Here is a 23288-nt window from a genome sequence, read left to right as displayed (position 1 = left end):
GGGTCGCCCCTTGGGGTATCCGCGTTCCTATTTGGCCAATCCGGGTGCTTAGTCGACGATGGTCGGCCCGCCGTTGCAACTTACCGCCGAGCGCGGTCGCTGATTGAGGATTCCAGCTTATGTCAATAACGATGACCGGCGAAGTGCAGCTTCCGTCATCCCGCGAAGTGGTCTGGGCAAGGCTCAACGATCCGGCCGTCTTGCGGGCCTGTATCCCGGGTTGCGAGGAATTGAATATGACAGAAGACAATACCTTTGAGGCCGTTGCCAGAATGAAGGTAGGTCCGATTTCCGCGCGCTTCAAAGGCAGGGTGGCTCTGTGCGACCTAGATCCGCCAAACAGTTACAAGATTTCTGGCGCGGGGCAGGGCGGCCTCGCGGGATTTGCCAAAGGCGATGCGACCGTTGCATTGTTCGACAGGGACGGCGGAACGCTCCTGAGCTACAACATAGAAGCCCAGATTGGCGGCAAGCTCGCGCAGCTGGGGCAACGCCTGATCAATGGCACTGCCAAGAAATTGGCCGACGAATTCTTCGCAAAACTGACAGAAGCGATGAAGTGAACTTGGTGTGTGAACGGACGAATTGAGCGGTGCGATGACCAGTCATCGCCGCTGCTCCTGGCTTAGGATGCCCCAACAGCGTCCTACGCCGTATCCTTGAGGCTTCTCAACTTCTCATTGTCTAGCCAGCAGGCATGCACGCCGAACGGCACACGCTGAGGTAGATGGAGCCTCGCGCATTCGGTCATCGATTTTGCATCAATGATAATCAGTTCGGCTTTGCTATCCGCCATCAGAAGTTCAAGGAGATAGCCGTCGTCTTCGCCCTTGCAGTTCGTTCGCGGGACGAAAAGGGCTTCACCGCCAGAGTACTCGCCATAATCGAAATAGAAGACTTCTTTTTCTTTTTCGAGGTCGTACTTGAGCACGCCTTTGCCCATGTAACCCTCTCGCTCTTCGTCCAGGAGATAAGCGTAGCGGCTCTTTTTGCTCACATATTGGAGGTTCAGACTTGGGCGTTCGTAGCCGTGCTCAAGAAGGACTCGCTCCTCGATGACCGTGCCAGTCCCAACGTCGAGCACCCACTTCGTAAGCTTTGCCGGAGGTTCTAGAGGCGTGTGAATCGGGACTTCTGAGGGGTACGTGTGAAATTTGGGCGAGAACAGCACGATCTGCTTCCTGCCATCCGGTCCGGTCTGCTCCCAACCGTTGACAACATGCCAAATAACAGCGGCCGTATTGGTGTCGAACCAGCGCACACTATCGCCAGGCTGCGGGTCGCGCGGGATCAATCCCCAGCGCATCTTGTAGTTCGGATCAAAATTGTAGGCACTCTTGGTATTTCCGGCGAGAGCTGCTCTTGAATACCGCATCGAAATGTCCGGGAATACGACATAGTTTTCCGTCAGGATGCAGTCGTGAACCCAGGCCATGCTGCCTGTTTCGTCCGTCTGCTGGTAGATGGTCTGACACTTCGTGGGCTTGCCTCCGCTCAGGCGCCCCAACACGATCCGGTTTGTAAGTCGATCGTTGCTCACGCTGTAAAAGTCCCCTGTCTCCGGATCCACGCGGGGGTGAGCCGAGAAAGGTCCATCCCAGGCGCCATCCCAAGTCTCGAGATGGCCAGAGCCGTCGAGCAACAGGCGCCCATCGCGCACGCGATGGAGCAATCGGAAAGCGTAGCCCGTTTCCTGCAGACAATAGAGATGGCCGGCATAATACTGAATGGAGGTCGACGCCGGTGACGATTCCAGCGGAGAAAAATTCGGAATGAGGCCGTTTCGCTTCTTCTCTTCGACCAGCCTTAGTTTTTCTAAACCCTGGCGGCCGGCGCCCGCCATATCGGAGAAGTTGAGATACACCTCACGTTTCATCTTTTCTTCGAATTGGAAGCGGGGCGTCCGGATATACGTATTCGAATAGATTGCGCTCCCGTTGCGGATTTGTACCTCGTGCAACATGCCGGCACCATTAAATGCGTGCATCCAGATATGCGTCTTCTCAAACTGCATATTCGTGCCATTGCGCAGATAGACACCCTCGAGATCGGCGGGAATTGTACCGGTAACTCGCACGGGGACCTGCGACAGTTCCGCATTGACAGGCTGATAACCTCGAACGTTGTAGACCGATGTCTTGTTGTGATTTCCAGCATCTAGGGCTGCGGCGATGCGATCGTCTTTTTCGCCGAGCACCTGGTCGTATTCGCTCCCGATTGGCATCCGAAAACTTCTCCCTTCCGGCCGCACAGCCATTAACCCGCGGTCTAGATAGTACCAAATGGCACCATCTTGCAAGCGGGACGTTCGTTGCGTACAAAGGGTCCCGTGATATCTAGTGCGGCAACGGCCTTGGTGCCGCAGCTGGAAGTTTGTTCCATTGAAGGATATCCGCTGATGCGTGGGAAGATCGTCTCAGAAGCTGCCGAGCGGCGGCGGGAGCCTTCGCTTTTCGACCGCCACAAGACGGAGACAGCAAAACCCGAGCTTAGTTGGATGGGCTTAAGGCTGTCGGTCGTCAGCAACCTCTTCAGCGCGGCCTATTATGCCGAACTGTTGTTTCGGTATGAGTTGCTGAGGGACGAGGCGGCTTCAATTGTCTATGTGGCCTGTCGCGAATGCCGGACGAGCCAGGATATCGTGCGCCACACCGGCCGTCCAAAAAACACGGTCGCGCGCGCCGTTCGCAATCTCGAGCAGCGCGGTTTTGTCGTGCGGAGCGAAGATCTCCACGATAGCCGCGCTTCCAGGATTAAGCTCACCGAGCGGGGGCGCGACATGTTCAGGAAGATCGAACGCGTCGCCGTCCGACATGATCTCCTGGCGTTTGACGGCCTCACCGGCCAGGAACAGGAGACCCTCGCGCGGCTACTCGACAAGCTCACCCGCACGCTTCTTGGATCTCAAAACGACGGGTGATGAGCCAGAGCCGTTACAGAACCGGATGGCGCGATTCTTCGGCGATGGAAAGCAGCCGCGCGCTAAAATTCGGGAGGTTGCCGCGGTCTGTCGGACCAGTCTAATTCCGAGTGCATGCCTCCATTTGCAGACGGGAGATCGGCTGGGGCGCCTCGCTGTCTACGTTCATCTTGAGGGTATCGCCAAAAGAGATGGCGACTATTTCGAGATACGATTATCCAAGCCCCCCGTTTTCTATTACACCGCCACTTGTTCTGAAGCACCTGCAGCAGGCCGCCGTTCATCGGCGAGCCCAAAAGCCGCTGCCAAAAATAAGTCCTGGAGGCCCGATGAGCGATCAATCTCCCAAAGCGGTTATCTCAGCCCGAATCGACAGATTTCTTGCAGACGGGATCCATTATCGCGACCTCATGAAAATTCAGGAGCAAATCGCCTCCTGGGAAGATTGGCCGTCGGTGTGGTCGAACTTCGCCGCCGAAGCCGAGGCGCGTGGTGACGATGCGCTGAGCAGAGGGAATAAGCTCACCGCCTCGTCCGAATATGCCAGGGCGTCGATTTACTATCACTACGCGCAATACCTTTTCTATGACGACATCGAAAAGAAGAAGGCCATCCATGACAAGAAGAACGCAGCGTTTCTGAAGGCCGCTCCTCTTTTCCGTTCCCCTGTTGAGCGGGTGGAAGTGCCATTCGAGGGGATAAATATAGCTGGATATTTCCGCCGTCCGCATGGGGTAAGCAATCCGCCAGTGGTCATTTGCGTCGGAGGGCTCGATACGACGAAGGAGGATTTTCTGAACTTTACGGACCTTTGTATGGACCGAGGTTTGGCTACATTCGCCTATGATGGTCCTGGACAAGGTGAAACGCTATTCCAAATGCGGTTGCGGCCGGATTATGAAAGAACGGTGAGCGCAGCTATCGATTACCTTGAAACCCGCTCCGAAATCGACGCGAGCCGGATTGGTATCATCGGGCGTAGCATGGGTGGTTACTACGCGCCGAAGGCTGCTGCGGTTGAGCCGCGGCTAAAGGCGTTGGTGTGCTGGGGTGTCCTCTACAGCCTGTACAATCTGGCGGAAAAGAAAGGAAGCAGCCGCGACGGATTGCTCTACATCAGCGGCAGCAAGACGATGGAGGAGGCTCTCAAATTCTATGAGTTCATGAACCTGAAGGGGTTTGCGGACAAGATTACCTGTCCCATGATGGTCGTGCATGGCGGGCTGGACATGCAGACGCCGATGGTCAATGCCGATCGGCTGTTGGCAGACGCTAAGGGGGAGGTCGAAACGCTGATTTGGCCGGATGCCGGCCATTGCTGTCATGACCGAGCGCATATAGCCCGGCCTGCGATGGCTGACTTCTTCGTACGAACCCTATAATACGGATCGGGTCGCGGACATGCTTGGGGAAGCAATTCACCGTAAGGAGGATCAAAGGCTCCTCACCGGTCAGGGGCGGTTCGTAGAGGATGTGTCCCTCCCGGGCATGGCGTACGTGGCCTTTGTTCGCAGCCCTCATGCCCACGCTCATGTACGAAATGTGCATACCGAGCGGGCGTTTGCGTCTGCCGGCGTCGTGGCGGTGATAAAGCATGACACATGGAAGGAGTATGCGATCAGTCTGCCCTCAATTGGAGGCATACAGAGTACGTCCAATCCTTATGGCGATAAGACGAGTGGTCCTCCACATCCAATTCTGGGTACGCATATCACGCATGTCGGGGAACCGATCGCGGCTGTTATTGCTGATACGCCTTACGCTGCGGCAGATGCGGCGGAGTTGGTGGACATCGATTATGAGGTGTTGCCGGTCGTTACATGGGAAAGCGCGGTTGATCCCGACGCGACGCAGGTGCATGGCGGGCACGACAACATCGTGGCACGCATGCAATACGCCGTGGGCGACGTTGAGCGGGCGTTCGAAATCGCGCATCGCGTTATAGAAAAGACATTTGAGACTCAAAGTCTGAAATCGATGGCGATCGAATGCCGTGGGATTGTCGCGCATTGGGATCGGACGATACCAGTCCTCAATATCTGGTCCACGACCCAGGTGCCTTACTCGATACGAGACAATCTCTGCGCAGCGCTCGCTCTTCCGGCCGATCAAGTCCGCATCATGGCGCGTGACGTCGGTGGCGGCTTCGGACTGAAGGGAGGCCTGAAGCCGGAGGATATGATCGTCGGCATCGCCGCCTTCAAACTGGGGATGCCGCTCCGATGGATCGAAACCCGGCTCGAACACATGATTTCCTCGAATCAATGCGGAAGACAGCGGCATGACGTTCGAGTGGCGGTGGGGCCCGATGGTAGGATTCTGGCGCTTGATCTGAAACTGAAGAAGGAAGTGGGAGCCTATAATCACTACCAGACCATGTTGCCATCGAACACGATCAACCATCTCACTACCCACTACAAGATTCCGGCCCTGAGATTCGAGGCGAGATCGGTGGCCACCAACACCGTTCCATGCAGCCCTTACCGAGGCGCGGGGCGCGTGGAAGCTGTGTTCACGATGGACCGCGTCCTCGATGCGATCGCACGCGAGTTCGAGGAAGATCCCGTTGTTATCCGTCAGCGAAATATCGTCCCGCCGACAGAAATGCCGTATCGGAACGGGTTAATCTATCGCGATGGCAACCCGATTACTTACAAAAATCTGGATTTTCCCCTTCTCTTGGACGCTGCAATCGAGCAAGGCGAATACTGGGAGTGGCGCCGACGTCAACGGGAACTGCGCAAAACTGGGCGCGCCATCGGTATCGGTATTTCAAGCTATGTCGAAGCCGGGGGGATGGGGCCGTCCGAGAAGGCAACCATCAGGATCGATACGCGTGGTAAAGCCACGGTGTTCATTGGGGTCAATTCGCAGGGCCAGGGGCACGAGACCACTCTCGCGCAGATATGCGCAGACACCTTGAGCATGCCCATTGCTGACGTCACAATCGTGGGCGGCGACACGAATGCCCAGGACATCGGCTTTGGGACCGGCGCAAGTCGCGTAGCGATCAACGCGGGGAACGCCATTTACCTGGCCGGCTTGGCTCTCAAGAAAAAGATGTCGAGCTTCGCGGCTCAGGTATTGGACTGCGATGAAAAGGATGTCGAGATCAAGGATGGGACCGTTGGCGTCAAGCGCCCCCGCCAGCAGTTCATGACCTTCGGTGAGTTGGCGGTACGTTCTCTTCGTGATCGCAGGATGCAAGATCTTGATGGTGCCGGCTTGTCGTCGAGCAAAGCATTTTTCCCGCCCACGGTCACATGGTCGAGCGGGGTCAACCTAGTTGTTATCGAGATTGAGCGCGACACGGGGCGCGTCAAGATACTGAAGTATGTTTTCGTGCATGACACCGGCAAGCCTCTCAACCCGGCTATCGTTGAGGGACAAATTCGTGGCGGCATGGCACAGGGCCTTGGGATCGGATTGGGTGAGCAAATGCTCTACGATTCGGAAGGGCAGCCCCTCTGCGGTTCACTTATGGACTATTACGTGCCACGTGCAGCTGACGTTCCCGACCTCGCCCTTCAACACATCAACTTTCCGACTGACGACAATCCTCTCGGGATCAAGTCAGTGGGTGAAAGCGGACCCAACTCACCACCAGCTGCTTTGGCAGCGGCGGTTGAGGACGCTCTTGACGGTAAGCTGGAAATAACAAGGTTGCCCGTTTCGTGGAGCGAGGTTCTCAAGGTGCTGCGCGCGCAGTCTTGCTCGACCTCTGCTTGCAGCTCGGAGGCGGCGGTCTAGGCATGACGACGCAGGTCGCAGGGAAGTGTGCATTATCACTGTTCGTCAACGGCCGGAATTATGAGGCCGTTGTCGAGTCGCGCCAACTTCTGGTGCATTTTCTGAGAGAGAATCTTCATCTTACCGGAACTCATATTGGATGTGATACAAGTCAGTGTGGAGCATGCACCATTCTGGTGGACGGCCAGGCCGTGAAATCCTGTACGATGTTTGCCGTCCAGGCGGACGGTCGTGCGATCGTGACGATCGAAGGGGTCAGTCAAGCCGGCCTGAACTTCATTCAACAGGCATTTGTGAACAACCACGCTCTGCAATGCGGGTACTGCACTCCCGGTTTTGTCATGGCCGCGCACCAGATCATCGACCGTTACAAAAATCCGACTGAGGAACAAATCAGGGAGCAGCTCGACGGCAACATATGCCGTTGTACGGGCTACGCCAGCATTGTGCGAGCGATCGCAGAGGCCGCAAAGCTCCAGGCCGAACACGAGTAGAGTGCCGACATGTATCCAGCTAGTTTTGAGTATCATCGGCCAAACGATCTCAGCGCAGCCCTGCGGCTGATCGAAACCCTCGGAGAAGACGCCAAGTGCCTGGCGGGAGGCCACAGCCTAATCCCAGCCATGAAGCTTCGCCTTGTCCAACCTGCGCATCTGATCGATCTAGGCAAGGTCGAGGCCCTGCGCGGGATATCGCTTGAAGGGGACGAACTTGTCATTGGCGCGATGACCACGCATTGGCAGGTGGAATCGTCCCGCATTGTTCAGCAGGAGCTGCCCTCGCTCGCGGGCGCAGCTTCGGTGATTGCCGATCCGCAAGTTCGAAATCGCGGGACGATCGGTGGTTCGCTGGCTTATGCCGATCCGGCGGCGGACTATCCAGCGAATATGCTCGCTCTGGATTGGACCATGGTATGCACGAGCCTTGCGGGGACTCGCCACATTCCGGCAGACGAGTGGTTTATCTCGCTCCTCACAACGTCTTTGCGGCCGAACGAGATTCTGACGCAGATCAGAATACCTCTTCCGAAGGGGCGCACCGCAGCACGGTATGTCAAAGTGCCACATCCGGCCTCACGTCTCGCGATGGTTGGGGTGGCGGTGCTGGTGACTGTTGGCGAAAATCGCTCGTGCACATTGATCCGCATTGGAATTACAGGTCCGTGCGAAACCGCACAACGTGGCTTCGCAGCGGAAGCCGCGCTCAAGGGGACGGCGCTAACTCACATGGAAATCGACGCCGCCGCTCGAGCGTTGTCCGACTCCTTGGATATACAAGGGGATCTTATTCTCGATGAAGAGGCCAAGCGGCATTTGTGCGCGCTGACCGTTGCGCGGGCCGTCCGTGAAGCGGCAGCCCTCGCTTGCGCATAATAGCAGGCAATAATTCCTCAATGGAGTAAGAAACAGGCGCATGAAGAATCTGGTAGGTAAAGTTGCCTTCGTAACAGGCGCCGCGAATGGCATCGGATTTGCGTTGGCGCGGCGTTTTGCCTCCGAGGGAATGAACGTGGCACTCGCCGACGTGAACACGGAGGACCTTTCCCAAGCGTGCAGCTCACTCGAGGGGCACGGTGCAGCGGTGATTGGGGTCCCATGTGACGTGACCAGCGAGGGCTCTGTTCGTAAGGCAGTTGACGAGACGATCGACAGGTTCGGGCACATCCATGTATTGTGTAACAATGCGGGGGTATCTCGGGCGGGTCTCGTCGAGGAAATCCCGTATGCCGATTGGGAATGGGTTCTTGGTGTCAATTTGATGGGCACCATCCACGGTCTTCGTTGCGCGTTGCCCCACATGAAAGCCCATCGTCAGGGCGGGCATATTGTTAATACGGCCTCCATGGCTGGACTGATCGGGAGCGCCTATTCGGGCCCGTACTGCGCGTCGAAGTTTGCCGTTGTCGGGCTATCCGAGGTGCTCAAAGAGGAACTTGAGGCCGCCGAAATTGGTGTGACGGTCGTTTGCCCGTCCTGGGTGCGTACGAAAATCCTGACCGCCGGCCGCAATCGGCCCGAGCGGTTCGGTGGGCCCCTTTCCCCAAATGCCGTCGGGAGAGGGTCGCGAGTCGTTAACGAGGTGGAGAATGGTCTTGATCCAGGACAAATCGCGGATTTGGTTTTGGACGCCATCAATAGGAACCAGCTCTACGTGCTTACTCATGCCAATCGCGTCGAAGACTTCCGGCAACGAGTGTCGTCAATACTGCAATGTACGTGATGAACGATCGGCAGAGGTGGCAGCTCCTCGAAGGGGTCTCCGATTGCCGGCAGCAACCATGTAGATCGGGCGCGCGACATTGAAAAAAAGGGTTATTCGGCGAAGCAGGGTAGAATTCTCGGAGGATCGGCGATCGCATTGGATCCTCCGGCAGAGAAGCCCTCGCCAAATGCGCGATCATCGTCCGCGGTCTCAATTCGCGCGATCCAGTTCCTCTCGTGCACGAGTTGCATCAATAACGCCTTACACAATCCATGGATCAGTTCAGCTGCCCTTGAAAGCGGACGATCTGTTGGGGTAGCAAGATATACGTCGCGCCAGATCTCCGGGTCGGTCACGTTCCGGGCGGTCAGCCGACCCAGTTTTTGTTCATCATTAGTGGCCGCCCCCGGTAGAAAGCAGAACCCCACGCCTTGTTCGACCAATGCTTTCATGGGTGTGTAAGCGTCAATTTCCATTACGACGTTGAGCCGGCATTGGCTCTTGCTGGCCAGGTCTTCCAATAGATCACGCAAGCCATGGCCTCTGTTCGGCACCACCAGCGGGAGTTCGCATGCTTGCCGAAACGCTATCCTCGCATCGTCTGGGGCCAATTCAGCGAGTTTCTTGTTATTGCGACCGACGAGACAGATCTCTTCGGAAAGGACGCGATCGAACTTGAGATTCCGATCCCAAGTCCTGCGGTAAAGTACGGCAATATCTACTTTCGCTTCCGCCAGCCAGTCGAAGAAAAAGCCGCTCATCGGTTCGACGATGCTAAGCTTTATGTTCGGGTACGCTAATTTGCTTTCTCTGAGCAGCCTGGCGCTAAGGAGAGAACTGGCCGTCGTAGGAATTCCGACGCGCACCTCTCCATGCGGTTCGACGTCCTCTCCGCGCACGAAATCTCGAATGGCTTCGAATTGATCGAGCAGCACCTTCGCCTTTGTTAGAAGACGTTGGCCCGCCTCCGTCGGCAGAACGCCCTTCCGGCTACGAAGAAGTAGGGGGGTGCCAAACTCTTCTTCCAAATTCTTCACGTGTTGCGTCAATGCCGGCTGAACAATGTGCACCCGCTCAGCCGCCTTTGAAAGCGACCCTAGCTCCACAATGGCAACGAAGTATTCCAACTGTCGCAGGTTCATTGGATGCCTGGTCCATCTAACCGGTTACCGAAAGTCGACGTGGACTCCTTGCGATGCGCCGTGCAGCGCCAAGCTAAGGCGCTAATATTCCGCCGCAACAGCAGTCGTCGGACCAATGCGTTTCGACCGGACGGACGTTCGTCTTACCTCCGGCGCTCCGGTCACCTATCGATCCATTGAACCACATCACCGACATTCGCGCGGCTCGTCCGATAGCTGTTCGCCGGATGCTCTAGGTCCGGATACCCGAACGAAATGCCGCATACGACGCGCCGATCCTCCTGCAGGCTGAGCTCGCGCCGCAGGACACTAGGAAACCGCGCGATCGCCGCTTGCGCGACTGTTCCGAGCCCGCATGCGGTTGCCGCAAGCATGAAGTTGCCTACGTAGGCACCGCAATCGACGGCGCCGTAGGTGCCAAGTGCCTCATCGGTGGTGATTACGGCCAGATGGGGAGCTCCAAAGAACCGGTAATTCTCAAGCATTTGTTCGTGATATCTAACTTTGTCACCCCGAGCGATTCCAAGCGCGTTGTAGAGCTGAAAACCGCTCTCACGTCGACGATCCAGATATACGCCCAAATATTCGCGGGGCGGCGGGAAGTCCCACTTGTCGGCATGATTGGATGCGGCGGCGCGATACAGCGAATCGCGCAGACGCTCGGTCCCATCTCCTCGCGTGATCGCGATCTGCCACGGCTGGCTGTTGCACCATGATGCGGTGGACTGCGCGAGCCGCAAGACCCTGACGATGACGTCCTCAGGTACTGCTGTAGAGCGGAAGGCCCGGCAGCTCAGACGATTCGAGACCAGACTTTCGAGTTGCTCAAGATCGGAATAGACCTCCGGCGCGGGCGCTGCAATCGTCTTCATAAACTTCAGTCCTATATTCGTTGGTTGGCTAGTGAGCGTCGGCAAATGCAGCCGAGGGCAGAACGCCGGACGCCTCTCCGGCGGCGACGCGTCGACCATTCTGGTTGTCCACATGAATAGCGAGCGTGACCTTAACGGTTGAATCGGAAAGGCTCTCAGCCGCAATAACCTCGCCGCCCACGGTCAGGAGATCGTCGCGGAACAGCATGTTCGTGAACGCAACATCTATGCCCCCTGAGGTGTTCGCCCATTCGGGCCCGAAATACTGCGTACACAGCTTTATGAGGTAGCCAAATGACATCAGTCCCTGCGGGACGGCGCGCGGAAAACCAACCTTCTCGGCCAGAGAATCGTGAGTGTGGAATGATTCGTGCGGCAATGAATACAGGCGCGCGTTCGCGAGCGTCACGCGAACGTCGAACTGCGTCGGGGATTTACCCTTGAGTGCTTCGTCGACCCTTGTATTCTTGCTGGCGTCATCCCCAGACGACGTCGCGTCGGCCGTCTTTGCAACTGGGCGGTCATTACCTAACGGGGCGCGGGAGCGGATCATGCACGTGTGTGAGTATTCAGCGAGCTTTTCGCCCTCCGCATTGCAATAACTCGCCTGAATGACGATGTAATCCTTGTTCCGCTTCTCATATTTTTGCACGACGTCCGCTACCGCATGCACAGGCTCGTCAAGCCGTAGTGCACGGAAGAAAATTGCTCTCGTGCGAGTGTGGAGATAAGGCCTCTCAATGAGAGCCGGGAATCTGCCGAACAGTTGGTTGAAATGTCCGGACGCCGTGCGGTCCTGAATGTAAAACCCTTGCGGCCACCAAAGATAGTTGGACAACAACGCGGGGTGAGCCCGACGATCGCTACCGTCGCCAAGAATCCAGCCAGACTCGTCCTCTAAAGCATAAGCAAACTTTTTCGTGGAAGCCTCTGTTGGAATGTAGGTGGCTTGGCCTATCCGTAGCGGCACTTCGAGGTCTTCGAACGTCAATTCGCTATCGGGAATCGTCGCGATATTCATTTGTCGGTTGCTCCGGACGCGTGGTTTGAAATGCCGTGACCCGGCCATTTGCTGACCAGCGAAACACATTTCGCACGCTCGTGCAAGAATAATTGCACGACCGTGCGACAATGATGGGAGGCGGCGTGTGGTCCCAGAAAATTCCTATCCCACAACCACGCCTGGGCTAGAAAAGCTATTTACGGGAGTTATGATGGATTTCTTACTTCAGAAGGAATGGAATTGACCGTGCAAAAGAAACCAGCCACTCCGCCCAAGGCAAATCTCTCCGGAGCGGAAGCCAGCCGACGCCTGAAAACACTGAAGCGTCGCAGCGAATTGCTTACTACCGTATACGAGTGCGTCGCGAACCGCGGAATCGACGGATTAAGCATGCGCCAGCTTGCGAGTGCAGCTCAATTGAGCACCGGGACCATCAATTATCATTTCGAGAACAAGTACAATCTGCTTCTGGCCTCGCTGGTGGCTGCCTACGAGTTGCCCGATGACTGGGAGCAATATAAGGGGTCTCCCCTTGCCCAACTGCGCCGACTGGTGATGGGCTACGTCTTCAAGACCTCGCGTCACCGCTTTTGGTTTTTCTGGATCAATTATACAGCGCAAGGGACCCGCGACGAAGGTATGCGTCGACATCAGGAGGAGCGATATACCCGGCAGGCGCGCTTTTGGGCTTCCTTGCTGCGTGACGGAATTGAAGCTGGGGAATTGAGGGCTGACATCGACCCTGACGAGACCGCGCAAAGGCTCCTTTATCTGGCTCATGGCGCTGTGATCCGCCAGATCCAGTTTGCTGGCGTCGATGCACGAGAGGAAGCGCAGCGAATCCTGGAGGGCTTCCTCGAAGATCTTATCGTAGAACGATCGAGCAAGCGCCTAAGCCGAACCCGGAAGGTGTCCTGACGGGGTCTTTTTCCAATTTGCAGGCCGGCGTTGATGTGTACCGTTAGGCTGCGAGAGGCTCCAAAGCGGGGAGCGCCTCGCCATGGCCTCCACCGGAACCCGGCCGTGTTCCATTCCACTGCTAGTGTTGTCTCCTAGGAGTTGTTGTCGCGCAGAGCGATGCGCTTCCCGCGACTCTTTGGCCGTTGCACGATCGTGCGAAAATCGTCTATCTGTCTATTGCACGGTCGTGCGAAACGGTATAAGCCACATCGCACGGTCGTGCGATATTGGCGAGCGCAGAAAATCATCGGCCGTCGGCGAAAAATAAGTGTCGGGAGGAGGGCGTATGAAAACCAAACTGGTTTGCGCGGGGGCTTTCGCTTGGTCGGTGGCCGTGGGTTCTACCGCGTTTGCGGCCGAAAAGGTTGTGTTGGCACTTAGCGTTCCTCCCGGCGTTCAGTACGCGGATGTTTTGTTTGGCCGCGACCTAGGGTTTTTCACTGAAGAAGGATTGGACCTCGAGCTGATTTCCTTCGCGGGCGGCGGTGTTTCAGTGCCGCAGGTGGCCAACAAGTCAGTCCAGTTCGCTTCCGTGGCGCCCGGCATCGTCATTACGGCGGTGGCAAAGGGGGAGCCGTTCCCGGTGCGGTTCGTTTATAATTATTGGCGCACCTACACGAACGATTTCGCCGTTCTCAGCGAGGGTCCGATCAAAGCGCTGGCCGACTTGAAGGGAAGGAAACTGGGTGTGTCCAGCTTGGCCAGTAGCGTCAACAGCGTCGCCAGGGCGGCCCTGGCCGCGGCCGGCATCACCTGGCAGAAAGACATCGAAGTGCGGCCCGTCGGCTTCGGCGCGGCAGCTTGGAAACAGCTGGAGACGAAGCAGGTCGACGCTATCAATTTATCGTTTTCAGAAGATCAGAGGATGCGCCAGATTGGCATGAACATCCGACAAATTCCATTTCCTGAGGGCTACCAGAGCATCTTTACGCAGGCATTGCTGACGCACATCGATACTATCAGAGATCGCCCTGATCTCGTTGCCAAGATGGGACGGGCGATGGCGAAGTCGACGGTTGCATGCGCGGCTGCCCGCGAGGCATGTGTACGCGCGTTCTGGAAATTCGATCCGACCAGTCGCCCTGCGTCTGACAAGGAGGCCGCCTGGGTTCGTGAGTCCGTCGAGATCCAGGAGGTGAACTATGCCGCGGTCGGAAATTTCGGCGGTAGCAAGGCGACATGGGGGTCTTTCAACGCTGGCGCACTCAAGATCTACATCGACGCGATGAAGGCCAACGGTGCGATCGAGCGATCGGATATTGGCGAAGATGAGTTCCTGACCAATCAATTCGTATCGGAATTCAACAAGTTCAACACCAGCGCCGTCGCTGCACGTGCGCAGGCTGCCCAGGCAGCTGCCACCGGTACGAGGAAATAAGTGCCCGACATGTCTCACTCCGGAGAGCATACTGTGTCCCAACAGGCGGCGGCATCGTTAAGCGTTGAGGCCGTGAATCTGACATACCAGACGGCACGCGGTCCGCTTGAGGCTTTGAAGGGGCTTTCTCTGGACGTTGCGCCAGGCGAATTTGTTTCGCTGCTTGGCCCCTCCGGCTGCGGCAAGTCGACCTTGCTGAAGCTGGTCACTGGACTGATTTCGCCCACCAGCGGCACGATCAGGCTCGCCGGCAATCCAGTCCGCGGGCCACGCCGCGAAGTTGGCATTGTGTTCCAGCAGCCGACTTTGCTCCCGTGGAAGACGGTGCTCGAGAACATTCTGGTACCTATTCGCGCGATGGGGATCGACGCTGGCAAAAAGCGGATGGTCGCGCTCAGCTTGCTCGAAACAATGAATCTCGCTGCTTTCGCGCACCATTACCCGTCCGAACTGTCCGGCGGCATGCAGCAACGTGTTGGCATCGCCCGAGGGCTCATTCACGATCCGACAGTTCTGCTGATGGACGAGCCTTTTGCTGCGCTTGATGCCTTGACGCGTGAGTCAATGACGGACGAGCTACAACGAATCTGGATGGCGACCAAGAAGTCGGTTCTTTTTATTACTCATTCGATATCAGAATCCATCTATCTAGCGGACAGAATCGTCGTGCTCTCGGCGCGGCCGGGGCACGCATTATACAATCTGGCGGTCGATCTTCCTCGACCTCGCACCATCGATACGATGTCTGATCCGCGGTTCTCGTCGCTTGCAAAGCAGCTTCGAGAGATTTTCCATGAAATGCGACAGGCCTGAACAGTGAGATTTGTGCCTACGATAGATCGCGCTCTTCGACAATTGGCCCCGTTTGCCTCGCTCGCGCTCATTGTCCTCATCTGGCATCAGATATCTGCCATGGCGGTGGTCCCGCGCACGCTTCTGCCATCGCCGGCGCAGGCGGCGGTCTCACTCTACCGGTTGATCGTTAGCGGCGAAATATGGTCGCCATTCTTCGATACGCTAACAGGTGCGTTAGCGGGATATGTCACCGGCTCTCTCTTGGCCATCGTTACCGCTGCGTGGCTTGCAAACTCAAAGTGGGCCGAACGGTTCTTAATGATGTACGTTTCAGCGTTCCAGGCGATTCCGAAGGTTGCACTTGCCCCGTTGATCTTTATCTGGTGCGGATTTGGTCTGCTGAGCGCGTCCGTTTTGGTCGCTATGTCGTGCTTTTATCCCGTGTTCGCTAACGCCTTCGTGGGCTTCCGCGCCGCCGATCCAAACCTAATTGCGATGTATCGCGTGTTCAGCGCCAACACACTACGAATATTTCTGTCTGTCCAGTTGCCGGCTGCGGCCAGCCTCATATTCGTCGGCCTTGAGTTAGGTATTGTATTCTCTCTCATCGCCGAGATCGTGATGGAGTTCATCTCTGGGCGGCCAGGGCTCGGCAATCTGATCCAAGAATCCTCTTCCACATTGGAAGCCGCTCGAGCCTACGGCGCGCTCGCCGTGCTGGTCGTCTTAGGGATTAGTGCCTCTGCTGTCGTTAGGCTTATACGTCGGTATGTCGTGTTCTGGGACAGGCGAACGCATGGCACTGACATGCGAAGAGGGGGGACCGCCTGATGAAAGAGATTGTTGCGACCTCGTTGGCGACACTGATTAGCACGGCTCTCCTCCTGATCGTGTGGATCGTGGTCACAGGGCCAGGCGGCTTGCCGGGAACTATCTTCCCGAGCCCCATTGACGTCTTGCGCGCGCTCTATTCCGGACTGGTGGAGGGATTGTTATGGCCTCACATCCGGTTCACGGTGCAGTCGGCAATGGTTGGGCTTCTGATTGGTGCGTCACTGGGCGTCGCGGCTGGCGCGCTTGTCGTACTCGTTCCGGTCATCGAGCCCTTTGTGTTGCCGATAGTCGTTGGCCTGCAATCGGTCCCAAAGATTGCTGTGACGCCGATCATCATCGCGTGCCTTGGCTTCGGAATGGCTTCGAAGGTGTTCACCGTTGCGCTGTTGTGCTTCTTCCCACTATTTGTGTCGGCCGTTGCTGGGCTACGCGCGACGGACCAATCGCTGCTGGATCTCTATCGGGTGGTATCCGCCTCCAAGATGCATGTCCTCCTTAATGCCAGGATACCGGCCGCAGCCCCATACTTGTTCTCGGGTTTCCAGATTGCGTTCGTGCTGAGCCTTCTTGGTTGTGTCGTGGCCGAGTTTATTGCGTCGTCACGCGGGCTCGGCTTTATCATCAAGGCAAGGTCCAACGATCTCGATATTTCGACGATGTTTGCTGCGATTGTGGTGTTATCTGCGATCGGCGTGGTGGGAACGACGATAGTACGCCTTTTGCAGCGCCGCGTCGTTTTTTGGCTTCCCTGAGGGGAAGTTGCGGCCAAGCCAACGTGTCATGACGGGACCCACGTTGGGCGCCGAGATGGTCCGCCGGGCGGGTCTCGCGAGATGGAAGCCCCCGTCTTTCAACTCGCCGAGGTCTTGCGGTCTTTCAGGGAACCGTGGCGCGCCTGCGGAAAGATTCCGCGCTGCCGTCAAAGGAGGCAGGGGGGCCATCGGGTCATCAAAGCGGTGAAAATTGGTATTCACCGCCCGTATCACAGGCTTACGGGCTTGGATATCAGAAGCTCCGCCCGGCTGGCGGAATTGCGGTGTGGCGGCTTGGCCGGCGCCAACGAGGCGGGCTCATTGCCTGGCCAGTCAGCATTGGCCAAGGCAAGCCACCGGTTGGCTTCGGATCCGATACTGAAATATCCGGATAGCCGAACTAGTAGCAGCATAGGATGCCACGCTTGCGCGTCTGGATCAACGAATAACCGCATCTTCACGAAGCTTGCTGACATCAGCTTCTGAATGGCCGAGTTCGCCGAGAATCTCGTCGGTGTGCTCGCCTAGCATAGGCCCGCGGGCTCGAAGGTTCAGAGAAGTCCCGTCGAACGTTGCGAAAAAATTGAGACACCGCATATCCCCGAAAGTCGGGTCGCTAAATCTCAGAAAAGTTTCATTGTGTATCGCCTGGGGGTCTTCGAACAACTCCTCAAGCGTATTCACGTTTCCCATCGGCACCTCAAGCCGACGGACGCTTTCGAGGAAGTCGTGGGTTGTCATTGCCGCGATGGAATCGGTGAGTTCATCGTGCAGCAGCGAGACATTTTTCATGCGATCGCCCGGCTTTGCGAAGCGCGGGTCTTCGAGCAAATCGTTTCGTCCGACGGTCGCGCAGATTCCACGGAACTGACTGTCCTGGACGATAAAGCCCATGACGTGTCCATCACGTGTTTTGAAAACTCGATATAGATCTCGCAAGGGAGGAGGCGGAACGGTGGCACTCAAAAAGGTATGGTTCTTCATCTCTTCTTGCGAAATGAACGCGGCCCAAGCGTCCAACATTTTGACGACGATCTTCTGACCGTTCCGTTGGTTGCGATCTCGAGACCATAACGCGGCAAGTCCGGACACGGCGGCTGACATCGCGGCAATCTTATCTACAACGGGGTTGCGGACCGGCAGTGGCTCTCCGCCCTTGCCCTGGATGACCATAAAACCAGTGAGCGCTTGGATAACTTGGTCGTAGGCCGGCTGATTTTTGTATGGGCCGTCCTCACCAAAGCCCTTAATGGCGATATATACGAGGCCCGGATTCTCGGATCGCAGATCTTCGTAGCCGAGACCCAACCGCTGTGGGACACCTGGCCGAAAATTTTCGATGAGTACGTCCGCCTTCAAAGCGAGCCGCCGTGCGATCGCCTTTCCTTCTTCCAATTTTAGATCAACAGCAATACTTCGCTTGTTGCGATTGAAGTGTGTGAAATAGGCGCCCATTCCTTCGTGGTGAGGGAATACCTGACGTACCGTATCCCCTTCGATGGCTTCGAGCTTGACAACATCGGCCCCTAGGTCAGCAAAAATCTGACCTGCCATCGGACCCGATACCATCGTCGATAGGTCCAATACTCTGAGCCCGGCACAAGGTCCAACCCGGCCATTGGCTTCAGCCATGCGCAATTCCTTCTATCGTGAGGTCTTTATGTTGCTCAAGCTCATCCACGAGACATGCATCTTGATCCGCATATGTTGAAATCGCACGATCGTGCTAAATTGTCAACTCACTTCCGTTCAATCGACCTTGCTAGCAATGAGTCGATTAGTGACCAACACTGTCGGTCGTGCGGGAGGTGGCCCCTTTCGACAATCGCATATGTAATAAGTGCGCTTGCCGGCCCGTCCCTTATTGAATTTCCTAGCGCTAGCGCGTTGTACTGCAAGCGCGAACCAACGAAGAATGAAAGCGGGACGGCGCAGGATGCTTCACAAGACTTTTGTGACACCGCAGATGCTTGCGATTCTGTTGGATCGTAGCACTGAGGAATTTCTGCAATAAGGTTAGCTGATATGGACGCGACACCGACGGACGGCCCCTTAGGCGGCATTCGCATTGTCGATCTGACCAATGTAATCATGGGGCCATTTGCGACCCATATCATGGCCGATATGGGCGCCGATGTGATCAAGATCGAGAGCGCAGAGGGGGATTCCTTCCGCGGCTATCGTCCTAACAGGCACGAAGGTATGGCCGGCGGCTTTCTGCACCTTAACCGCAACAAACGAAGCGTCGTCCTCGATCTTAAGCAGGGGATCGGAATGGCGGCGTTGAAGAAGCTGCTCGCCACGGCCGACGTGTTCATACACTCACTGCGTCCGAAGGCCATCGAGAAGTTAGCGCTCGGCTACGATGCTGTGCGCGCGATCAAACCTGACATTGTTTATTGCGGCGCCTACGGCTTCGGAGAGACGGGACCGTACCGCGACAAGGCGGCTTATGATGATATCATCCAGGCCGGCTCCGGCCTTGCCGCGCTTCATGTGGCGGCCCGCGGCGAACCCGCTTTTATGCCCACCGTGCTATGCGACAAGCTCGTCGGCCAGGCCGTCGCCTATTCAGTCATCGCCGCACTGTTTCAGCGCGAACGCGGCGGCGGCGGTCAGGCAATCGAAGTGCCAATGTTTGAGACTACTGCGGAATTCGCCTATATCGAACACTTGCTCGGCTTTGCGTTCGAACCGGCGCTTGGACCGACGGGTTACGTCCGTGTCGTCAGCCCACGTCGGAAGCCATTCCGCACTGCTGATGGCTATATTTGCATTCTGCCCTATTCAGATCGGAATTGGCGCGATTTCTTCGACTTCATCGGGAGGCCGGAGTTAAAGATGGAGGCGCGCTTTTATCCCCTGACCGAGCGGGTTGCGCATCTCGAAGAACTCTACGAATTGATCGACGCCGTCGCGTCAACCCATTCGACTTCAAAATGGATGGCGTTCTGCGATGAAGTCAGTATTCCTTGCATGCCGGTACTGAGCCTTGAGCAACTCCCGGACGATGAGCACATGAGAGCCGTAGGGATGTTCGGTCAGGCCGAGCATCCCACCGAGGGCACGTACAAGACCATCCGTGCGCCGGTTTCATTCAGTTCGTCGCCATTCCGCATTCGACGTCACGCGCCGCGGCTGGGCGAAAACACTGCGGAGTTGCTAACGGAGATTGGTATGTCCTCCGCTCCGAATCGGGACGTCAAAACACAGTTCCAAGAAAGCGAGTGAGTGGTGTCCAAAACCTTGGCCTACGAGCAAGATTGCGGCGTAGTCATCCTGGACTTCAACGAGCAGACTGCACGCAACAGTCTGTCGTGCCAGAGTTTGTCAATACTCAGGTCATCTCTCAAAGAACATTCAGCCGGAGGAGTTACACATGCGGGCGTTTAGGTTCGAATCCCTGACCCTGCCGCCCGCGGCGCAGGCGATGCGACGAAAGGTGCGAGCCTTCCTCGACGACGAGCGGGCGCACGCCCGTTACGCAGCGCACCGCACATCGTGGTCAACCTTCGATCCCGAATTTAGTCGCCGCGCAGCGGCCGCTGGTTTTATCGGCATGACCTGGCCCCGCCAGTATGGCGGCGGCGAATATTCCAATCTTGAGCGTTTTGTGGTGACCGAGGAGATGCTGGTCGCGGGCGCGCCTGGCGGTGCGCACTGGATCGCCGATCGGCAATCCGGACCGCAGATTCTCAGACACGGCAGCGAACGCGCGCGGCGGCTCATCTTGCCGCGCATCGCGGCCGGCGAATGCTATTTCGGCATCGGTATGAGTGAGCCGGATTCCGGATCGGATCTAGCAGCCGTTCGTACCAGGGCTCACAAGTGCGAGAACGGTTGGCTGATCAACGGCGCGAAAATCTGGACGTCTAACGCGCACCGAGTGCATTATCTGATTGTGTTGGCGCGCACCGAAGCGCCTGGCCAAGACCGTCATGCCGGCTTGTCGCAATTCATTGTGGAGACGGCGTCGGACGGCATCGAAGTCCGACCGATTTTGAATCTGGCGGGAGGCCACGAATTTAATGAAGTGTTCTTCCGAGATTGCTTCGTGCCGGATGACATGATGATCGGAAGACCGGGCGAAGGCTGGACGCGCGTGACTGGCGAACTGGCGTTCGAGCGCGCCGGTCCAGACCGTTTCATGTCCGATATCAGGTTGTTGATTGAGCTTATCGAGAACGTCGGCCGTGCGCCGAGTGAGCGACAGGCCATCGAGATCGGGCGTTTGGTTGCACATTTTGCGGCGCTGCGGAGGATGTCGTCCTCCGTCGCGGGCCTGCTGGAGCGGGGCGAGAGCCCGGTCACGGAGGCCGCGCTCGTTAAGGATGCCGGCACCGCCTTCGAACGCGAAATTCCGGAGATCGTGCGCAAGCTGTTGCCGGTGGAACCAAGTCTCGATGATGACGACGAATATTCCCAGGCGCTTGCCACTGTTCTGTTACATGCGCCGTCGTTCACGATTCGCGGCGGCACGCCGGAAATCCTGCGGGGGATGATCGCGCGGGGCCTTGGCCTACGATGAGAGGTTACCCGTGATAGAAGAGATGTCCGCAATTGTGTTGGAACAGGCTGACCGGCTGTTCCAACAACACGTCAACAAGAACCTTCTGACGGAAGCTGACGGCGGCAAGTGGCCCGCTCCACTTTGGAAGGCGCTAGAGGACGCCGGTCTCCCGCTGGCCCTGGTGCCGGAAGCTGCTGGCGGCGTTGGTCTTGCGCCCGGCACAGTAGGCAGTCTCATCCGACGCGCCGCCTTTTATTCGGTACCGCTGCCACTGGCGGAAACGATAGTCGCTAATCGGCTTTGGGCGGATGCCGGTGGTGATCCGCTGGACGGCACGGCGACGCTCGCGCCGGTCAATCCACAGGATTGCTTAGTCGCCACGCCAAGTGACGGAGGCGTGGTGCTGCGTGGTACGGCGCATAATGTGCCGTGGGGGATGCAGGCGTCGACCACGCTGCTGTATGCTCGAGACGGAAGCGGCAGGGGGGTCCTTTGCCGGACGCTTCCGGCGAAGGTTCTCCCGAAAAAGACCCGCCGCAACATTGCCTATGAGCCACGGGACGAGATGTGCTTCGACGGTGTGGAGTTGGCTGCGAATAATGTTCGCCTGGCTCCGGACTACCTTGGTACGGATGGGTTATTGGCATTTGGGGCAGCGATCCGCGCTCAGCAGATGATCGGCGGCATGGAACGTTGCATGGACTACGCCTTGGCGTATGCCAACGAACGGGTGCAGTTCGGTCGCGCGATCGGAAAATTTCAGGCCGTTCAGCACATGTTGGCAGTCGCCGCGGGGCATTTTGCGGCCGCATCCGCGGCTGCGGATGCGTTATTCGAATTTGAACGATTGGGCGACGACACCTTATCCGTTGCGATTGCTAAATCCCGGTGCGGTGAAGCTGCAGGACTCGTCGCAGCGGTTTGCCATCAGGTTCACGGCGCGATGGGCTTTACCCAAGAGCACCCCCTGCATTTTGCAACACGCCGCCTGTGGGCATGGCGCGACGAGTGTGGCTCGGAATCATATTGGCAGGCAAGGATCGGCAGCATGATTTGCGCCGCTGGCGGCGAAAGTTTCTGGCCGCTTCTTACAGACGGAGGAATGCCGCCGCGGCCTAACTTGACGGCGCGCGAGTAAGATAACGTGCCGTAAGCTCGCGCAGCGATGTAACGATACTATCCTTCCGTCGTGCTATGTCATCGAGAATGCCAGCTACGGCAACGGTTATGGCTCGGTCGCGCCCGTCGATACCGTCCGGCAGCGGGACAGCGATGGAGCCCGCTCCGGCTGTTACAAGACCGGGTGAGAAGTAATAACCGTCGCGGCGTGTTTGCCGGACGCTTTCGAGTACGTGATCGAATTCGACGCGTGCCTGTCCGGCGGGCGCCTCGGCATTGGTGCGGGTGCATAAGGCTCGTATATCGCTATCGGGGCACTTTGTTAGGAGCGCAAAACCCGTTGCTGACCGAACCACCAGCCGCCGCGTCCCATGCGGGATGTGGAAACGCATCGCCGACCGCGCCTGAAGCACGTGGATATATTGCGAGAAGATTCCATTGCGGGCGGCAACGATGACCGTATCGCCGGTCTTGTGGGAAATCTCCTCCAGCATCCTGATCAGGCTGCCGTTTCTTATCGGCCCCTTGTCTAGCCATGTGCCCAGCAAAGTCACGCGCGGCGATGGAAGGAAGCAACGGCTCTCTGGCAGATAATCCATGTACCCAAGATCAACGAGGCAATTCAGTAGAATCGAGGTGGAAGACTGAGGGAATGAAAGCCGTTCGGCGATCTCCGAGACCCGTGCCTCCCTTTGGATTTCATCAAAGAACTCGAGAATCCGGAGTACCCGTCCTGCCGACTTGACGGAACCCATGGCCGGCGGGCCATAGCTCGTCGCTTGGGTAACTTGGTCGTCCTCCGGAGATTTGTTGACGTCTCGCCTCGGCGGTTTCATGCCGAAGAAGAACAGCAAATTGGTGTCGGATGCAACGGTGGAGACAGCCCTCTGGCACGACGGGAGCTCCAGGTCCAACTGGGACGGCCGCGCTTCGCATCGTAATCTTGTGCGCTCTTCCGGGCGCCTTAGACTGTAGGCTAGCGAAGGTTGAGAGGCTTACTTGAGCAGGATTTCGTGTAGTGGAATTTCGCTCTCTCCCGTGCCATCCGCAA

At 57.2% G+C, this 23288-nt stretch carries 21 protein-coding genes; 15 read left to right on the top strand and 6 right to left on the bottom strand.

Annotation, left to right across the window (positions count from 1 at the left end):
- Positions 1 to 119 precede the first annotated feature (119 nt).
- The gene (locus tag JQ616_RS28465) at positions 120 to 563 is read left to right on the top strand and encodes an SRPBCC family protein (protein WP_212020362.1); all 444 of its coding nucleotides are present in this window, start codon (positions 120 to 122) and stop codon (positions 561 to 563) included.
- A gap of 83 nt (positions 564 to 646) precedes the next feature.
- Here JQ616_RS28465 and JQ616_RS28460 read toward each other — a convergent pair whose 3' ends face one another.
- A complete protein-coding gene (locus JQ616_RS28460) occupies positions 647 to 2224 on the bottom strand; it encodes a carotenoid oxygenase family protein (RefSeq protein WP_212020360.1) in 1578 nt (525 codons plus the stop codon).
- A gap of 174 nt (positions 2225 to 2398) precedes the next feature.
- On the opposite strand from JQ616_RS28460, the gene JQ616_RS28455 reads away from it, so the two are divergent.
- From JQ616_RS28455 to JQ616_RS28430, 6 genes are all read left to right on the top strand, one after another.
- Positions 2399 to 2920: a MarR family winged helix-turn-helix transcriptional regulator gene (locus JQ616_RS28455; protein WP_212020358.1), complete on the top strand. Its 522-nt coding sequence runs from the start codon at positions 2399 to 2401 to the stop codon at positions 2918 to 2920.
- A 329-nt stretch (positions 2921 to 3249) separates the two neighbouring features.
- Complete coding sequence (locus JQ616_RS28450) at positions 3250 to 4302, top strand: alpha/beta hydrolase family protein (protein WP_212020356.1); 1053 nt, start codon at positions 3250 to 3252, stop codon at positions 4300 to 4302.
- A gap of 19 nt (positions 4303 to 4321) precedes the next feature.
- A complete protein-coding gene (locus JQ616_RS28445) occupies positions 4322 to 6670 on the top strand; it encodes a xanthine dehydrogenase family protein molybdopterin-binding subunit (RefSeq protein ID WP_212020354.1) in 2349 nt (782 codons plus the stop codon).
- 2 nt (positions 6671 to 6672) lie between these two features.
- Positions 6673 to 7164, top strand: a complete 492-nt coding sequence (locus JQ616_RS28440) for a (2Fe-2S)-binding protein (protein ID WP_212020352.1) — start codon at positions 6673 to 6675, stop codon at positions 7162 to 7164.
- Positions 7165 to 7173: 9 nt separating this feature from the next.
- Positions 7174 to 8043: an FAD binding domain-containing protein gene (locus tag JQ616_RS28435; RefSeq protein ID WP_212020350.1), complete on the top strand. Its 870-nt coding sequence runs from the start codon at positions 7174 to 7176 to the stop codon at positions 8041 to 8043.
- Positions 8044 to 8083: 40 nt separating this feature from the next.
- Positions 8084 to 8890: an SDR family NAD(P)-dependent oxidoreductase gene (locus tag JQ616_RS28430; RefSeq protein WP_212020348.1), complete on the top strand. Its 807-nt coding sequence runs from the start codon at positions 8084 to 8086 to the stop codon at positions 8888 to 8890.
- 92 nt (positions 8891 to 8982) lie between these two features.
- Here the strand turns inward: JQ616_RS28430 and JQ616_RS28425 are convergent, their stop codons facing one another.
- The 3 genes from JQ616_RS28425 to JQ616_RS28415 form a co-directional block, all read right to left on the bottom strand.
- Positions 8983 to 10014: a LysR family transcriptional regulator gene (locus tag JQ616_RS28425; RefSeq protein WP_212020346.1), complete on the bottom strand. Its 1032-nt coding sequence runs from the start codon at positions 10012 to 10014 to the stop codon at positions 8983 to 8985.
- A gap of 161 nt (positions 10015 to 10175) precedes the next feature.
- The gene (locus JQ616_RS28420) at positions 10176 to 10886 is read right to left on the bottom strand and encodes a nitroreductase (RefSeq protein ID WP_212020344.1); all 711 of its coding nucleotides are present in this window, start codon (positions 10884 to 10886) and stop codon (positions 10176 to 10178) included.
- 28 nt (positions 10887 to 10914) lie between these two features.
- A complete protein-coding gene (locus tag JQ616_RS28415) occupies positions 10915 to 11907 on the bottom strand; it encodes a MaoC/PaaZ C-terminal domain-containing protein (RefSeq protein WP_212020342.1) in 993 nt (330 codons plus the stop codon).
- 216 nt (positions 11908 to 12123) lie between these two features.
- On the opposite strand from JQ616_RS28415, the gene JQ616_RS28410 reads away from it, so the two are divergent.
- The 5 genes from JQ616_RS28410 (at position 12124) to JQ616_RS28390 (ending at position 16608) form a co-directional block, all read left to right on the top strand.
- Positions 12124 to 12807, top strand: coding sequence for a TetR/AcrR family transcriptional regulator (locus JQ616_RS28410; protein WP_212020341.1), 684 nt, complete (start codon positions 12124 to 12126; stop codon positions 12805 to 12807).
- A gap of 328 nt (positions 12808 to 13135) precedes the next feature.
- Positions 13136 to 14227, top strand: coding sequence for an ABC transporter substrate-binding protein (locus tag JQ616_RS28405; RefSeq protein ID WP_212020340.1), 1092 nt, complete (start codon positions 13136 to 13138; stop codon positions 14225 to 14227).
- Between the two features lie 33 nt (positions 14228 to 14260).
- Complete coding sequence (locus tag JQ616_RS28400) at positions 14261 to 15040, top strand: ABC transporter ATP-binding protein (RefSeq protein WP_349630051.1); 780 nt, start codon at positions 14261 to 14263, stop codon at positions 15038 to 15040.
- 99 nt (positions 15041 to 15139) lie between these two features.
- The gene (locus JQ616_RS28395) at positions 15140 to 15853 is read left to right on the top strand and encodes an ABC transporter permease (RefSeq protein ID WP_212020339.1); all 714 of its coding nucleotides are present in this window, start codon (positions 15140 to 15142) and stop codon (positions 15851 to 15853) included.
- Positions 15853 to 16608 (top strand): ABC transporter permease, encoded by a 756-nt coding sequence (locus JQ616_RS28390; protein ID WP_212020338.1) that lies wholly within the window; start codon positions 15853 to 15855, stop codon positions 16606 to 16608. Before JQ616_RS28395 ends, JQ616_RS28390 begins: the two co-directional genes overlap by 1 nt.
- 438 nt (positions 16609 to 17046) lie before the next feature.
- Here JQ616_RS28390 and JQ616_RS28385 read toward each other — a convergent pair whose 3' ends face one another.
- Positions 17047 to 18240 (bottom strand): CaiB/BaiF CoA transferase family protein, encoded by a 1194-nt coding sequence (locus tag JQ616_RS28385; protein ID WP_212020337.1) that lies wholly within the window; start codon positions 18238 to 18240, stop codon positions 17047 to 17049.
- Between the two features lie 393 nt (positions 18241 to 18633).
- Between JQ616_RS28385 and JQ616_RS28380 the strand changes: the two genes are divergently transcribed.
- The 3 genes from JQ616_RS28380 (at position 18634) to JQ616_RS28370 (ending at position 22256) form a co-directional block, all read left to right on the top strand.
- Positions 18634 to 19839: a CaiB/BaiF CoA transferase family protein gene (locus tag JQ616_RS28380; RefSeq protein ID WP_249137374.1), complete on the top strand. Its 1206-nt coding sequence runs from the start codon at positions 18634 to 18636 to the stop codon at positions 19837 to 19839.
- Between the two features lie 148 nt (positions 19840 to 19987).
- Entirely contained in the window at positions 19988 to 21136 is a 1149-nt protein-coding gene (locus JQ616_RS28375; RefSeq protein WP_212020336.1) for an acyl-CoA dehydrogenase family protein, read from the top strand.
- A gap of 22 nt (positions 21137 to 21158) precedes the next feature.
- Positions 21159 to 22256, top strand: a complete 1098-nt coding sequence (locus JQ616_RS28370) for an acyl-CoA dehydrogenase family protein (protein ID WP_212020335.1) — start codon at positions 21159 to 21161, stop codon at positions 22254 to 22256.
- Here JQ616_RS28370 and JQ616_RS28365 read toward each other — a convergent pair.
- Complete coding sequence (locus JQ616_RS28365) at positions 22234 to 23091, bottom strand: IclR family transcriptional regulator (protein ID WP_249137372.1); 858 nt, start codon at positions 23089 to 23091, stop codon at positions 22234 to 22236. The genes JQ616_RS28370 and JQ616_RS28365 overlap by 23 nt on opposite strands.
- Between the last annotated feature and the right edge of the window lie 197 nt (positions 23092 to 23288).

The organism is Bradyrhizobium tropiciagri (assembly GCF_018130545.1).
GTDB classification, from domain to species: Bacteria; Pseudomonadota; Alphaproteobacteria; order Rhizobiales; family Xanthobacteraceae; genus Bradyrhizobium; species Bradyrhizobium tropiciagri_A.
Note: the sequence above shows the minus strand (reverse complement) of the source record. Positions and strands in the feature narration are given on the sequence as shown.

Excerpts from the sequence above, each read along its gene's own strand:
- JQ616_RS28465 (WP_212020362.1), top strand. The coding sequence starts at position 120 with ATGTCAATAACGATGACCGGCGAAGTGCAGCTTCCGTCATCCCGCGAA.
- JQ616_RS28460 (WP_212020360.1), bottom strand. The coding sequence starts at position 2,224 with ATGCCAATCGGGAGCGAATACGACCAGGTGCTCGGCGAAAAAGACGAT.
- JQ616_RS28455 (WP_212020358.1), top strand. The coding sequence starts at position 2,399 with ATGCGTGGGAAGATCGTCTCAGAAGCTGCCGAGCGGCGGCGGGAGCCT.
- JQ616_RS28450 (WP_212020356.1), top strand. The coding sequence starts at position 3,250 with ATGAGCGATCAATCTCCCAAAGCGGTTATCTCAGCCCGAATCGACAGA.
- JQ616_RS28445 (WP_212020354.1), top strand. The coding sequence starts at position 4,322 with ATGCTTGGGGAAGCAATTCACCGTAAGGAGGATCAAAGGCTCCTCACC.
- JQ616_RS28440 (WP_212020352.1), top strand. The coding sequence starts at position 6,673 with ATGACGACGCAGGTCGCAGGGAAGTGTGCATTATCACTGTTCGTCAAC.
- JQ616_RS28435 (WP_212020350.1), top strand. The coding sequence starts at position 7,174 with ATGTATCCAGCTAGTTTTGAGTATCATCGGCCAAACGATCTCAGCGCA.
- JQ616_RS28430 (WP_212020348.1), top strand. The coding sequence starts at position 8,084 with ATGAAGAATCTGGTAGGTAAAGTTGCCTTCGTAACAGGCGCCGCGAAT.
- JQ616_RS28425 (WP_212020346.1), bottom strand. The coding sequence starts at position 10,014 with ATGAACCTGCGACAGTTGGAATACTTCGTTGCCATTGTGGAGCTAGGG.
- JQ616_RS28420 (WP_212020344.1), bottom strand. The coding sequence starts at position 10,886 with ATGAAGACGATTGCAGCGCCCGCGCCGGAGGTCTATTCCGATCTTGAG.
- JQ616_RS28415 (WP_212020342.1), bottom strand. The coding sequence starts at position 11,907 with ATGAATATCGCGACGATTCCCGATAGCGAATTGACGTTCGAAGACCTC.
- JQ616_RS28410 (WP_212020341.1), top strand. The coding sequence starts at position 12,124 with ATGGAATTGACCGTGCAAAAGAAACCAGCCACTCCGCCCAAGGCAAAT.
- JQ616_RS28405 (WP_212020340.1), top strand. The coding sequence starts at position 13,136 with ATGAAAACCAAACTGGTTTGCGCGGGGGCTTTCGCTTGGTCGGTGGCC.
- JQ616_RS28395 (WP_212020339.1), top strand. The coding sequence starts at position 15,140 with ATGGCGGTGGTCCCGCGCACGCTTCTGCCATCGCCGGCGCAGGCGGCG.
- JQ616_RS28390 (WP_212020338.1), top strand. The coding sequence starts at position 15,853 with ATGAAAGAGATTGTTGCGACCTCGTTGGCGACACTGATTAGCACGGCT.
- JQ616_RS28385 (WP_212020337.1), bottom strand. The coding sequence starts at position 18,240 with ATGGCTGAAGCCAATGGCCGGGTTGGACCTTGTGCCGGGCTCAGAGTA.
- JQ616_RS28380 (WP_249137374.1), top strand. The coding sequence starts at position 18,634 with ATGGACGCGACACCGACGGACGGCCCCTTAGGCGGCATTCGCATTGTC.
- JQ616_RS28375 (WP_212020336.1), top strand. The coding sequence starts at position 19,988 with ATGCGGGCGTTTAGGTTCGAATCCCTGACCCTGCCGCCCGCGGCGCAG.
- JQ616_RS28370 (WP_212020335.1), top strand. The coding sequence starts at position 21,159 with ATGTCCGCAATTGTGTTGGAACAGGCTGACCGGCTGTTCCAACAACAC.